This is a genomic window from Isoptericola aurantiacus (genome assembly GCF_044769875.1).
GTDB lineage: Bacteria > Actinomycetota > Actinomycetes > Actinomycetales > Cellulomonadaceae > Isoptericola > Isoptericola aurantiacus.
Genome location: NZ_JBJBAE010000001.1, coordinates 381,968 through 394,654 on the forward strand (window position 1 = coordinate 381,968; position 12,687 = coordinate 394,654).

A 12,687-nucleotide genomic window follows, 5' to 3' on the forward strand; every position below is an offset into this window, starting at 1 on the left:
CGGAGACCCCATGAACAACGCTCGCATCGCCGTCGTCGGCATCCACGGGCACGGCGAGAAGCACGTGCAGCACGCCCTGGACCTGGCCCGCGGAACCCAGGACGCCCGTGCGCGGCTGTGCGCCGTCGTCGACCCGCACCGGCCCGCCGCCGGGCACGCCGCCCACGGCACCGGGACACCCTGGTTCCCGACCCTCGGCGACCTGCTGTCGTCGCCCGACCCCGACGTCCGCCCCGACGTCGTCGTGCTCAGCACCCCGATCCCCACCCACCTGCCTCTCGCCCGCGCGGCGATGGAGGCGGGCATGGACGTGCTGCTGGAGAAGCCGACGACGGCGTCGCTGGCGGAGCTCACCGAGCTGGTCGCCGTCACCGAGCGCACCGGGCGGCTCTGCCAGGTGGGCTTCCAGACGTTCGGCTCCCACGCCGTGCCGGCCGCCGCCGAGCTGGTCGCCCGCGGGGAGATCGGGACGGTGGTCGGCTACGGCGCCGTGGGCACCTGGGTGCGCGACGCCGCCTACTGGGGCCGCGCGCCCTGGGCCGGACGACGGCGGATGGACGGCCGCGACGTCGTCGACGGTGTGGTGACCAACCCGCTGGCCCACGCGGTGGCCACGGCGCTGCGGATCGGTGGCGCGACCCGCTCCGAGGACGTCGCCTGGGTCGACACCGACCTGTACCGGGCCAACCCGATCGAGTCCGACGACACGTCGTCCGTGCGGGTGACCGCCGCGGACGGCACCCGCTACGGGTTCGGCCTGACGCTCTGCGCCGCCGAGCGGCAGCCGGCCCGGGTGCTCGTGCTCGGCACGGCGGGAGAGGTCGAGCTCTTCTACGAGCACGACCGGCTGGTGCTGCGCAGCGAGCGCGTGACGATGGACAAGACCTACGGGCGCACCCCGCTGCTCGAGGACCTGCTCCAGGTGCGCTCCGACCCCGACCCCGAGCGCCGGCTGCTGTGCGACGTGCGCGACACGGGTGCGTTCATGCGCGTGCTCGAGGCCGTGCGCACCGGACCGGACCCGCGGCCCGTGCCGGACGGCGCCCTGACCTGGGTGGGCGAGGGTGACGCCCGGCGTCCGGTGATCCACGACGTCGAGCAGTGGTGCGAGCAGGTGGCGCGGACCCAGCAGACGTTCACGGAGCTGCACGCCCCCTGGACCGTCTGAGCCGTCGCCCCGACCCCCGCGAGGTAGACCGATGTCTCGCGAGGTAGGCAACCCCCTCCCGAGGTAGGCAACCCCCTCGCGAAAGGGTGGCCTACCTCGCGAGACATCGGTCTACGTCGCGGGCCGCCCGCCTACCTCGCGAGAGGTTGGCCTACCTCGCGGTCAGAGCGCGACGCCGAGGCTCCCGAGCGGGACCACCTGACCGGTCGCCAACGACCGGTTGCCCGCGATCCCCACGGCCACGGCACGGAGCCCGTCGCTCAGCCCCGCCCGCCGGTCCGGCCGGTGGTCCGCCGGTCCGGCGCCGGCCGTCGCGCCGCTCGCCGACCCGCGGAACAGCTCGCGCAGCATCGCGACGTCACCCTCGGCGTGCCCGGCCACCGCCGGCAGCGCCACCTCCTGGGCACGACCCCAGTGCTCCTGCACCACCAGCCGGCCCCCGCGGCGCCGCACCGCACAGCATCCGGAGGCCGCACCGTCGTGCGCACCACCGGTCGGCGCCGCGCCGGGCAGGCCCGCCTCAGAGTGGCACCGCTCGACGACGTCGAGCTCGGCGCGCCCCCGCGTGCCGTTGATCGCGACCCGGTACCCCTCCCAGGGGCTGTGGGCGGTCAGCGCGTAGGTCAGCGACGCGCCCGATCGGTACCCGACGAGCACGCTGAGCGTGTCCTCGATCGTGGCCCCCGGGCCGAACGGGTCCTGGTCGCGCCGGTAGCCGTCGGTGCGGGCCGAGTCGCCGTAGAGGGCGTCGAGCTCCGGGTCGGCGGCGAGGTCGAGCGCGTACCGCTCCCCGCCGTCGCCCGCGCCGTCGCCGTAGAACCGCCGGCCGCCCCGGGCGTGGACGGTCTCGGGGACGTCGCCGGTCCACCAGTTCACCAGGTCGAAGTGGTGGCTCGCCTTGTGCACGAGCAATCCCCCGGACACCGACTTGTCGCGGTGCCAGCGGCGGAAGTAGTCGGCGCCGTGCGCGGTGTCGAGCATCCACTCCAGGTGCACCGAGACGACGTCGCCGATCCGGCCGTCGGCCACGACCTCCCGCAGCGCGGTGTTCTGCGCCGCGTACCGGTAGTTGTGCGCGACGGTCAGGTTCCGTCCGCTGGTCCGCACGGCGTGCTGGACGGTGTACATCCCCTCGGCGTCGATGGTCAGCGGCTTCTCGACGACGACGTCGGCGCCGGCGTGGAGCGCGGCCGCGACGTGGGCGGCGTGGGCGCGGTCGGGCGAGGCGACGACCACGACGTCCGGGGCGGCGTCGTCGAGCAGGCGGGCGACGTCACCGCCGTCGTAGCCGGCCGGGTCGCACGTCCCGGCCCGGCGTGCCCGCTCGACGTGGAACGCGAGCCGGGCGGGGTTGGTGTCGCACAGGGCGACCAGCTCGGCCACGTCGGCGTGCTCGCCGCACAGCGCGTCCACGTAGAGGCGGGCGCGGTGGCCGGTGCCGACGACGGCGTAGCGGCGTCGCGCCGCGGGCTGCGGCTGCGCAGGGGTCGCCGCGGGGTTCGCCGCGGGCGAGGGCAGGGTGGACGTCATCGTCGGTCTCCTGGGTGGCGAGGAAGGGGGCCGCGGAGGGGTCAGACGAGGTCGACGCCGAGGCCGAGGTCGGCCAGGCGCACCGGGTCACCCGACTCCAGCGACAGGTTGCCGGCGTACCCGACCCCGGAGGCGCGCAGCCCGTCGAGGAACCCGGCGGCCCGGCCGAGCGGGTCGGCCTCGTCACGGCCCACGAACACGTCGCGGAGCAGCAACGCGTCCCCGCCCCCGTGCCCGCCGGCACCGAGCGCCACGATCTCGCGCTCCTGCGCCCGCTCCCAGTGCTTCTGGACCAGGAGGCGCTCGCCGGCCGGGCGCACGTCGTCGTCGGCGAAGGCGTCGGTGAGGCTCGGGTCGAGGATCGCCTTGCCGTCCCCGAACTCGACGGAGCCGCGCTCGACCACCTCGAGCTCGGCCCGCCCGCGCGAGCCGTTGACCACCACGCGGTAGCCCTCCCAGGGGGCCGACGCCGTCAGCGAGTAGGTGAGCATCGGCCCGCCGGCGTACTCCACGACCAGGCCGAGCGTGTCCTCCGTGGTGATCCCGGCGTCGAACACGGACCGGTTGCGGACGTACCCGTCGTGCGCCTGCGCCGCGGGGCCGTAGAGCTCGGAGAGGTAGTCGTCGGCCTCGACGTCCAGCGCCCACGGGTCGACGCCCTGCTCGCGCAGCGCCTGCTCCCCCGCGGTGGGCTCGTAACCGTGGGCGTGCGCGGCGTCGTCGCCGTAGAACCGGCGCCCGCCGCTCGCGAACACGCGGGTCGGGACGTCGTCGATCCACCAGTTGACCAGGTCGAAGTGGTGGCTGGACTTGTGCACCAGCAGCCCGCCGTTGTTGACCTTCTCGCGGTGCCAGCGGCGGAAGTAGTCGGCACCGTGCACGGTGTCCAGCGCCCAGTCGAAGTGGACCGAGAGCACCTGGCCGATCTCGCCGGAAGCGATGACCTCACGCAGCGCGGAGTTCCGCGGTGAGTAGCGGTAGTTGAACGTCATCGTCAGGTCGCGACCGGTCTCGGCGACGGCGTCGGCGATCTGGCGGGCCTCGGCGGCCGAGGCGGCGACGGGCTTCTCCACGACGACGTCGACGCCGGCCCGCAGCGCACGGGAGACCATGTCCGCGTGCGTGTTGTCGATGCTCGTGACGATGACGCGGTCGATGTCCTGCTCGGTGATCGCGCGCTCGAGGTCCGCGGGGACGTAGACGGGCCGGGTGCCGCCGAGCTTCGCGGCGACGCGGGACTCGTGGACGGCGGCGCGCACCGGGTTCGGCTCGACCCAGGCGACGATCTCGCCGTCGTCGGCGTGGTCGCCGACGAGCGCGGAGACGTACATCCCGGCACGGTGACCCGTGCCGACGACGGCGTAGCGGGTGCGGTCGGAGGGGGTGGAGGGCAACGTCGGACTCCTGTGTCTTCCGGCAGAAAGCGGTTTCCCACTACTGTACCCGACCGTCCGGCCCGGCGGCCGCCCGATCCGCTCAGCGCTGCGGGGTCAGCACCACCTGGCCGGCCCAGGTGAACCCGCCGCCGAACCCGAACAGCAGCGCCGGCACACCCGCGGGGATCCGGCCCGCGTGCCACCACTTCGACATCCCCAGGGGGATCGACGCGGCCGAGGTGTTGCCCGACTCCGTGATGTCGGTGACCACCACCCGGTCCTCGAGTCCCAACGACTTCGCCAGCGGCTCGATGATGCGCAGGTTCGCCTGGTGGGCCACCAGCACCTCGATGTCGTCCAGGGTGAGCCCGGCGGTCTCGACCACCCTCCGCGCACGCTCCCCGGCGCGGGTGATCGCCCACTTGAACACCGCGCGGCCGTCCTGCGCGAACCGCTCGGCCGGTGCCTCGATCCGCACCGCGGGGGTGATCTCCGGCTCCGACCCCCACACCACGGGACCGACGGCGGGCTCGTCCGCCGCCTGCAGCACCACCGCTCCCGCACCGTCGGCCGTGAGGATGCAGGTGGACCGGTCCGTCCAGTCGGTGACGGCCGTGAGCTTCTCCGAGCCGACGACGACGGCGGTACGGGCGGTCCCGGCACGGATGGCCTGGTCGGCCAGCCCGACGGCGTAGGCGAACCCCGAGCACGCCGTGTTCACGTCGATGACGCCCGGTCCGACGACGTCGCGCAGGTCCGGCTCCTCCTCGCCCTCGGGCGTGCTCGCCCCGGGCTGCACGCCGGTGCGCAGTGCGTAGGCGACGCGGCCCGCGGTGTTGGGCGAGCGGTCCATGGCCGTGGTGGTCGCCACGATCACCAGGTCGACGTCGTCGGAGGCCACCCCGGCGTCGGACAGCGCGTGCTCCGCCGCGGCGGTGGCCATGTCGGCGACCGTGACGTCGTCGGCGGCCACGTGGCGCGTGACGATGCCCGTGCGCGACCGGATCCACTCGTCGTTGGTCTCGACGAGCTGCGCGACGTCGTCGTTGGTCATGGTCCTCGCCGGCTGGTGGTGCCCGAGGCCGACGATGCGGGAGCCGGCGGCACCGGCAGGCAGGGTGAGCATGGCGTCGATCATTCCACGCCTGCCGGCCGGTGCGGGAGACGTCCCGCGTCTCAGGCCGTCAGGCGTGCAGCACCTCCACGTGGACGAACCGGCAGGTGCATCCGTCGGGTGCTCTCGGCCGGAAGTGCGGGTGACAGCCCGACCCGGGATGTCGGGCGGCGCACACCGCCCAGCACACCAGCGAAGGAGCTCGACGATGATCTCTCGACACGCACTCCGCGCGGTCGGCGGCGCCGTGGCCGCGGCCGCGGTCGGCCTGACGGCGACGCTCGCCGCCGCCCCGGCGGCCTCGGCAGCGCCGGACGACACGAGCCTCGCCGCCGTCCTCGCCCAGGACGGTGACACGTTCGACCGCAACTGGTACGACTTCGACATCCTCGACCAGGCGATCGCCACGGTCCTGGCGGCCAAGCCGGACAGCCCGGTGGCAGTCCTCGCGGACGGCGACACCGCGCTGACCGCGTTCCTGCCGAACGACCGCGCCTTCCAGCTGCTCGCCCTCGACCTCACCCACCGGTGGGAGCGGTCGGAACGGGGTGTGCTGGAGCGGATCGCCGGCGCCGTCGGCGTCGACGCCGTCGAGCAGGTGCTGCTCTACCACGTGGTCCCGGGTGCGACGATCACCTCCCGCCAGGCGCTGCGGTCCGACGATGCGGTGCTGACCACCGCCCAGGGCGCGACGTTCCGGGTGGACGTCCTCAGCCGCCGCCTCCCGCTGGTGCGGCTCGTGGACCAGGACCGCAACGACTTCAACCCGTTCCTCGTCCGGAGCAAGCTCGACATCAACAAGGGCAACCCGCAGATCGCGCACGGGATCAGCGCGGTGCTGCGGCCGCTCGACCTCTGACGGGCTCACCAGGGCCGGCGGCGTCGTGCCCGATCGGTCCCGACGCCGCCGGGACGGCCCCGTCATCCACCGGCCAGCTGGAGAACGCCGCGGCCGACGAGGATGCGGCCGGGGGCCGCCGTCGCGTGCGCAACGGCGGCCCCCGGCCGTTCCCCCGGTTCAGAGAGTGCTCAGCACTCCCCGGCCTTCTCCCACGGACCGTACTGCGACGCCCCCGGTTCCTGGTCGCGCGTCCACCACTGCGCTTCCCAGGACGCGCCGCCCCACACGACCCGGTCGCCGTCGTCGTACACCCCGGACGCCGTCCAGCCGGTGCCGCACTCGCCGGCGAACCCCGCCTCGACCCAGGGGCCGAAGGCAGAGCCCGGCTCCTGGCCGCGGGTCCACCACCGCGCCTCGTAGAGGGCGCCGCCGAACGCCACCTCGTCCCCCGCGGTGTAGGTGGCCGCCGGGTCGAACGTCGGTGCGTCGACGGGACGCTGGACGTAGAGGCGGTTCCCCTCCGGCCCCGTCCACTCCAGCTTCACCACGCCGGCCACCGCCGAGTCGGCGATCCGGGACGGGTCGGACCAGTAGCCACGGTTCGGGTTGCGGAAGAACGTCATCCACACCTGTCCGGACTCGTCGACGAACATGTTGTTGTGCCCGGAACCGACGCCGGCCGTGTAGCGCACCGAGTACGGACCCTCGAAGGAGTCGGCGACCGCGACGATCGCGTCGTACTGGTCCTGCACACCACCGGGGAGGTACGACGAGACCTGTTCGCCGTCCTCCTGCGAGGTCCGGGACCAGGCAGCCTGCATGAGGTAGTACCTGTCGCCGTACTTCGCCACCGTCGCGCCCTCCAGGTAGGGCTCGGGCTGGTACTTCTGCTGGTCGAACGACGGCAGGTCGGTCGGCGTGAGCAGGTTCTCCATGTCCTCCGTGAACTGCGCGTACTCGTGGTTGTGCAGCACCAGGTAGGCGGCGTCACCGTCGTCGAACAGTCCGCCGTCGATGTGGTAGCGCCGATCGTTGTCGGCCCGGACCGGGTCGCCGAGCGGCTTGTCGACGCTCGCCTCGATGTTGCGGTACGGCCCCTCCGGGCCACCCTCGCTGACCAGGACGAAGGACCCGATCTTGCGGGCGTCGTCACCCATCGTTCCCGCGAGGTACCAGGTGCCGTCGATGAGGTGCAGCTCGGGTGCCCAGGCCTGACCCCCGCGGGTGGCCGGGTCGTCCGCGTCGACGTACCGCTGCCAGTCGGCGACGACGGTACGGCCGGGAGCGTTCTCGTCGACGAACTCCGGTGACCACACCTTGCCCTTCGGCTGGTCCGGTCGGATGCCGGTGGTGTCCACGAGCTCCCACGGCCCGTCCATGGACGGTGAGGTCCAGACGTAGTAGCCGTCGTTCCACGGCGCCGCCTTGTCCAGGCCGGGGACCCGCGTCGTCCCGGTGGCGACGTACAGCGGCTCGCCGTCGACCTCGAACCGGTTGACGTACGTGTCCCGGATCCAGACCCGCCCCAGCTCCTCGTCCTGGGGCCGCAGCTCCAGGTCGAGAACCATCGAGTTGTCCTCGCGCGGCGTGATCTCGGACCGCTGGTCGGCGATGCCGTACGGTTCCGGGTCGGGCCAGTTCTCCGGGTAGTCCTCGACGGCGGTCAGGTCGGGCGTCGAGGTGTCCGACGGCGTCACCGCCGCGATCGCCGCCGTCCCTCCGGTGAGCGCCAGAGCGGTACCGAGGGCCAGCACCGTCGTCGTCCTCCAGGTCTTGCGCATGAGCGTCCCTTCGTCCACGGTCCGGCGCGGACGGGCGTCCACGCGACCGGCACGTCGTCGTGCCCGGCCATCGGACCGCGGCCCGATTTATCCGTCAAGAAGGCGTCATAAAGGTCGATGTTCTTCCGCGTCGGCCTGACGAAATGGCAAGGATTCGGCGTCCCGTTCCTGGCGGCTGCGTCACCGGGCACAGCGGAACCCGATGTGGGTCGTGGACGAGTCCGGTGTCTGGGGGGATCGCGCAGCGGGGCGGTAGCGCAGGCAGTACTCCGGGGCGCACAGGTGCGATCCCCCCTTGAGCACGAGGCGTTCCGGCGTCGGCGCCGCTTCTCGCGGCGCCGATCCGGGCGCGGACGCCGTGCGACCGTCGGCCGGGCTGCACCCGCAGGTGCAGGCGTGCGCAGGCTCCGCGGACGCCGCCGCGGTGAGGGCGGACACGTGGCCGTCGGTCCACGCCTCCGACGTCCACTCCCACACGTTCCCCGCCATGTCACGCAGGCCGAAGCCGTTGGGCGGGAAGGACCCCACCGGCGCCGTGCCCACCCAGCGCCCCGAGCCGGCGCCGGTGTTCCGGTACGGGAACCGGCCCTGCCAGGTGTTGGCCCGCATCCCGTCCTGCGGCTCCTCGCCCCAGGTGTACGTGGCGCCGTCGAGGCCGCCGCGGGCGGCGAGCTCCCACTCGGCCTCGGTCGGCAGGCGCAGTCCTGCCCACGCGGCGTACGCGGAGGCGTCCTCGAAGGACACCTGGACCACCGGGTGGTCGTCCAGACCGTCGACGGACGACGTCGGGCCGCTCGGTCGGTGCCAGCAGGCACCCGGCTGCCACCGCCACCACTGCCGCCAGTCGCGCAGGTCCACCGGCCCGGCAGTCGGGGTGAACACCAGCGAACCAGGCTCCAGCATCGCCGGGTCCACACCCGGCATCTCCGCAGGGTCCAGCGGGCGTTCGGCCGTGGTGACGTACCCGGTGTCCGCCACGAACCGCGCGAACTCGGCGTTGGTCACCTGGGTGCGGGCGATCTCGAACGAGGCGACCGACACCTCGACGACGGGGCCTTCCTCGGGGTAGAAGCGTTCCGAACCCATACGGAGAGTCCCGCCGTCGATCGGCACGAGCTCCGCCGTCGGGCCCCGCCCAGAACGTGCCGTCATCGCCAGTTCGCTCCCATCACGTAGACCGCGCAGGCCAGCCCGATCACCAGACCGGTCGCGGTCAGCAGCCCGAGTGCCGTCCCGTCCACCGGGAGGCGGTCTTCCGCCGTCAGACTGTCATGCGCGTGGTGGTAGCGACGAACCGCCACCAGGTAGGCGGCCGACGCCGTGCCGATCCCGACGGCGCCGAGCAGTGCGACCGACGGCCCCAGCACCTCCGCCGCGAAGCGCACCGCGATCGCCGCCGCCACCCCGAGGGCCAGGCAGGTGCGGCGCCAGGCGAGCAGGGTCCGTTCCGGCTGCAGCCCCGGGTCGTACGGGGTGTCGTCCACCGTCATACGAAGACACCCGCCACCAGGAGCAGCATCGCGATCCCGGCCCCCGAGCCCAGCACGACGCCCGTCGACGGCCCCGGCAGCCGCCGATCCTCCCGCAACGCCCGCTCGGTCCGCGCCCAACCACGCCAGGCCTGCACCAGGGCCGACAACCCCAGCAGCACGAACACCCCCGCCGATGCCGCCCGGAACCCCGGCGCCACCGGCACCTCCAACGCCTCCAACGCCACCCCTGCCGCGAACATCGCCAACGACGTGCGCACCCACGCCAGATACGTCCGCTCGTTCGCCAGGCTGAACCGTGGGTCCGGCTCGCTGCCCACCGAGTACACCGACCGGGGGAACCGCTCGCTCACGACGGCCGCCCGGCGATGTCGTCGCCACGTCCCGCCGGGACCGGCTGGCCGGGGTGCGGCTCGTCGCCGACGGCGGCCTGGGCGTCCCAGAGGGCGACCTCGAGGCGGGCGCGGACCTCGGCGTACGCGGGGTCGTCGGCGACGTTGTGCAGCTCGTCCGGGTCGCGCTCGGTGTCGTAGAGCTCCCACTCGCCGGGATACGTGAAGGCGCCGGTGCCCGCCAGGCCCAGGCCGTCGTTGTAGAAGTAGATGAGCTTGTACCGCTCGTCGCGGTAGCCGTAGTGCGCCGGGGCCTTGTGGAACCCGTCGTCGTGCTCCCAGTAGCGGTAGTAGAAGCCGTCGCGTGAAGGCCTGACCTCCCCCGCCAGTGTGCCGCCGTCGGCCGGGGCGCCGCCGTCGTCCCCGACCAGGTCGGGCCAGAAGGACCGGCCCTGCATGCGCGGGTGCGGCTCCACGCCCGCGGCCTCGAGGATCGTCCGCGCGAGGTCGACGTTGGTGACGATGCCGCCGTGCGCTCCCCCCGGGGGCAGGGCCCGGGGGTAGGAGAGCAGCAGCGGCATGCGGATGGACTCCTCGTACATGAACCGCTTGTCGAACCAGCCGTGGTCGCCGAGGAAGAAGCCCTGGTCGGAGCTGTACATCAGCAGCGTGTCGTCGTACTCGCCGCGCTCGCGCAGCCGGTCGACCACCCGGCCCACGTTGTCGTCCACCGAGGCCACGCAGCGCAGGTAGTCCTCCATGTACCGCTGGTACTTCCACAGCGCCAGCTCGTCGTAGGACAGCCCGGCGGGCGGGTCGACCTTGAGGTCCTCGACGGTGAGGTGCTCGGCGATACGCATCGCCGCTCGCCGGGCCGAGGAGCTCCGCGTGGCGTAGTCGTCGGTGAACGTCGCCGGCACCGGGATCGGGTCGGAGTACATCCCGGCATGGGCGTCGTCCGGCTCCCAGGGTCGGTGCGGCGCCTTGTGCCAGATCAGCAGGCACCAGGGGTCGTCACCCTCGAGCGTGTCCAACCAGCCGAGGGCGAGATCGGTGATGACGTCCGTGGCGTACCCGGGTTCGGTGCGCAGGCCGGACGCCGACAGGAACGTCGGGTCGTGGTACTCGCCCTGCTCGATGAGCACGTCCCAGTAGTCGAAGCCCTGCGGGTCGTGCCCCTCGCCGTGACCCATGTGCCACTTGCCGACGACGGCGGTGCGGTAGCCGGCAGCCCGCAGCTGCGTCACGAACGTCGGTTGCGACGCGTCGAGCGGGGTGTCCAAGGTGGTCACCCCGTTGACGTGCGAGTACGTGCCCGTCAGGATCGACGCCCGGCTCGGCGAGCACAGCGAGTTGGTCGCGTAGCAGCGGTCCAGCCGCCGGCCCGCCGAGCCGATCTCGTCGATCCGCGGGGTGGAGTTCACCACCGACCCGTACGCACCGATCGCGTGCGCGGCGTGGTCGTCGGTGAGGATCATCACCACGTTCGGCCTGGTCACGGCGCCGCCGGCTCCGCGCGGTACGTGGTCTCGTCGAGACCCGACTGGGTCGGGTCGTAGTCGACCTCGCCGACGTCGTACATGGTGGTCATCCAGTGGTAGAAGTTGTCCCCACGTTCGCGCAGCAGCTGGTAGAGCCTGCGCATCATCCGCGACCGTGTCCCGGACATCTCCGGGTGCTCGTAGACGTTCATGAGCTCGTCCGGGTCGATGTGCAGGTCGTACAGCTCGTTGGTCGAGTCCGGGTTGACCACCAGCTTGTACCGGTCCTCGCGGAGCATGCGCTGCGGGTACGGGAAGTGGTGACCGTGGAACTCGCAGACGATGTCCTCGGCCCATGGCACCTGCTCGCCCCGTGCCAGCGGTAGGAGGCTGCGCGAGTCCACGGCCGGGGCCGGGTCGATGCCCGCCAGCTCGAGGATGGTGGCCGTGCAGTCCAGCAGGCTGACGAACTCGGTGCGGACCTGTCCCGCCGGACCTCCGGGGACGCGCAGCAGCCCGGGGGTGCGGTAGATGTCCTCGTACATCGCCGGGCCCTTGTCGTGCAGCCGGTGGGCGCCGGTGAACTCGCCGTGGTCGCAGGTGAAGAACACCGCCGTGTCGTCCACCAGGCCGAGGCGTTCGAGTGCGTCCATCACGCGGCCGATCTCCCGGTCGATGAGCGCCACGTAGCCCCAGTAGACGGCGATGAGCTTGCGCGTCACCTCGATCGGCATGGTGTCGAACGTCCAGTGCGCACTGTAGTTCTGCTGCACCGGCGGCTTGCCCGCGAACGTCTCCGCGATGGACTTGGGCAGCTCCACGTCGGCCGGGTCGACCAGGTCGAAGTACTCGTCCGGCACGATGTAGGGCAGGTGCGGCCCGAAGAAGCTCAGCTCGAGGAAGAACGGCCGACGACCGGTGCGGAAGTCGTCCGCGTACCGTTCGAGCAGCTCGATGGTCCGTGTGGCCAGGTAGTGCTCGAACGTCGCCTCGACCGGCTGGTGCAACCGCGCGGCGAGCAGGTTGCCCGGGCCCCCGTTGGGCAGCGTGCCGCGGATGCGGTCGCTGATCTCGTACGGCGGCAGGCCGTGGTCCGCGAGGTACTTCAGGTAGTCGGCGTTGTCCACGGGGTTGTGCCAGCCGGGCAGGTCCGGACCGTCGAACCCGAAGTCGGCGGCGTCCTGCTCCGTCCCGGCGTGCCACTTGCCCACCAGGCCCGTGTTGTAACCCCGCTCGCGCAACGCCTCCACGAACGTGAACGTGCCCGCGGCGAGGTCCTCGCGGTAGCCCACGTTGCGCTCGTGGTTGGCGAGCACCCGGTGGCGGAAGGGTGCCTGCCCGGTCAGCAGGCTGGCGCGCGCCGGCGTGCAGATCGCCGTCGGCGTGTACCAGCGGTCGAACCGGGTGCCGGTGCGTGCCAGCTCGTCGAGCACGGGAGTCGACGCGTGCTGGTTGCCGTAGGCGCCCAGCGTGTCCACCCGGTGCTGGTCCGTCATGAGGAACAGGACGTTCCTCGGGGCGGCCTGCGCGGCGGAGCCGCTGCCGCGCAGGCCGTTCGTCGTCTCGGTCATCGC

11 protein-coding genes are annotated in these 12,687 nt (G+C 72.6%); 2 read left to right on the forward strand and 9 right to left on the reverse strand.

The window, feature by feature from the left end:
- Positions 1-10 precede the first annotated feature (10 nt).
- The gene (locus tag ACIQLL_RS01715) at positions 11-1,168 is read left to right on the forward strand and encodes a Gfo/Idh/MocA family protein (protein ID WP_402462367.1); all 1,158 of its coding nucleotides are present in this window, start codon (positions 11-13) and stop codon (positions 1,166-1,168) included.
- 162 nt (positions 1,169-1,330) lie between these two features.
- Here ACIQLL_RS01715 and ACIQLL_RS01720 read toward each other — a convergent pair whose 3' ends face one another.
- The 3 genes from ACIQLL_RS01720 to ACIQLL_RS01730 all read right to left on the reverse strand — a co-directional run bounded on the left by ACIQLL_RS01720 (position 1,331) and on the right by ACIQLL_RS01730 (position 5,200).
- A complete protein-coding gene (locus ACIQLL_RS01720) occupies positions 1,331-2,698 on the reverse strand; it encodes a Gfo/Idh/MocA family protein (RefSeq protein WP_402462370.1) in 1,368 nt (455 codons plus the stop codon).
- Positions 2,699-2,739: 41 nt separating this feature from the next.
- Entirely contained in the window at positions 2,740-4,092 is a 1,353-nt protein-coding gene (locus ACIQLL_RS01725; RefSeq protein WP_402462373.1) for a Gfo/Idh/MocA family protein, read from the reverse strand.
- Positions 4,093-4,174: 82 nt separating this feature from the next.
- Positions 4,175-5,200: a beta-ketoacyl-ACP synthase III gene (locus tag ACIQLL_RS01730; RefSeq protein WP_402462376.1), complete on the reverse strand. Its 1,026-nt coding sequence runs from the start codon at positions 5,198-5,200 to the stop codon at positions 4,175-4,177.
- Between the two features lie 196 nt (positions 5,201-5,396).
- Here ACIQLL_RS01730 and ACIQLL_RS01735 point away from each other — a divergent pair, with 196 nt between their 5' ends.
- Positions 5,397-6,047: a fasciclin domain-containing protein gene (locus ACIQLL_RS01735; protein ID WP_402462379.1), complete on the forward strand. Its 651-nt coding sequence runs from the start codon at positions 5,397-5,399 to the stop codon at positions 6,045-6,047.
- A 170-nt stretch (positions 6,048-6,217) separates the two neighbouring features.
- On the opposite strand, the gene ACIQLL_RS01740 is transcribed toward ACIQLL_RS01735, so the two are convergent.
- The 6 genes from ACIQLL_RS01740 to ACIQLL_RS01765 all read right to left on the reverse strand — a co-directional run bounded on the left by ACIQLL_RS01740 (position 6,218) and on the right by ACIQLL_RS01765 (position 12,684).
- The gene (locus ACIQLL_RS01740; protein ID WP_402462382.1) at positions 6,218-7,810 is read right to left on the reverse strand and encodes a family 43 glycosylhydrolase; all 1,593 of its coding nucleotides are present in this window, start codon (positions 7,808-7,810) and stop codon (positions 6,218-6,220) included.
- A gap of 180 nt (positions 7,811-7,990) precedes the next feature.
- On the reverse strand, positions 7,991-8,962 hold the full coding sequence (locus tag ACIQLL_RS01745; protein WP_402462385.1) for a formylglycine-generating enzyme family protein: 972 nt from the start codon (positions 8,960-8,962) through the stop codon (positions 7,991-7,993).
- Complete coding sequence (locus ACIQLL_RS01750) at positions 8,959-9,294, reverse strand: DUF202 domain-containing protein (RefSeq protein WP_402462388.1); 336 nt, start codon at positions 9,292-9,294, stop codon at positions 8,959-8,961. Before ACIQLL_RS01750 ends, ACIQLL_RS01745 begins: the two co-directional genes overlap by 4 nt.
- Before the next feature lie 2 nt (positions 9,295-9,296).
- Positions 9,297-9,653, reverse strand: coding sequence for a YidH family protein (locus ACIQLL_RS01755; RefSeq protein ID WP_402462391.1), 357 nt, complete (start codon positions 9,651-9,653; stop codon positions 9,297-9,299).
- A complete protein-coding gene (locus ACIQLL_RS01760) occupies positions 9,650-11,131 on the reverse strand; it encodes a sulfatase family protein (RefSeq protein ID WP_402462394.1) in 1,482 nt (493 codons plus the stop codon). Before ACIQLL_RS01760 ends, ACIQLL_RS01755 begins: the two co-directional genes overlap by 4 nt.
- Positions 11,128-12,684 carry a sulfatase-like hydrolase/transferase gene (locus tag ACIQLL_RS01765; protein WP_402462396.1) on the reverse strand — a complete coding sequence of 519 codons (1,557 nt, stop codon included), beginning with the start codon at positions 12,682-12,684 and terminating at the stop codon, positions 11,128-11,130. The genes ACIQLL_RS01760 and ACIQLL_RS01765 overlap by 4 nt, the downstream gene beginning before the upstream one ends.
- Positions 12,685-12,687 lie beyond the last annotated feature (3 nt).

Coding starts and splice junctions, on each gene's coding strand:
- ACIQLL_RS01765 (WP_402462396.1), bottom strand. CDS start 12,684: ATGACCGAGACGACGAACGGCCTGCGCGGCAGCGGCTCCGCCGCGCAG.
- ACIQLL_RS01735 (WP_402462379.1), top strand. CDS start 5,397: ATGATCTCTCGACACGCACTCCGCGCGGTCGGCGGCGCCGTGGCCGCG.
- ACIQLL_RS01740 (WP_402462382.1), bottom strand. CDS start 7,810: ATGCGCAAGACCTGGAGGACGACGACGGTGCTGGCCCTCGGTACCGCT.
- ACIQLL_RS01730 (WP_402462376.1), bottom strand. CDS start 5,200: ATGCTCACCCTGCCTGCCGGTGCCGCCGGCTCCCGCATCGTCGGCCTC.
- ACIQLL_RS01745 (WP_402462385.1), bottom strand. CDS start 8,962: ATGACGGCACGTTCTGGGCGGGGCCCGACGGCGGAGCTCGTGCCGATC.
- ACIQLL_RS01720 (WP_402462370.1), bottom strand. CDS start 2,698: ATGACGTCCACCCTGCCCTCGCCCGCGGCGAACCCCGCGGCGACCCCT.
- ACIQLL_RS01715 (WP_402462367.1), top strand. CDS start 11: ATGAACAACGCTCGCATCGCCGTCGTCGGCATCCACGGGCACGGCGAG.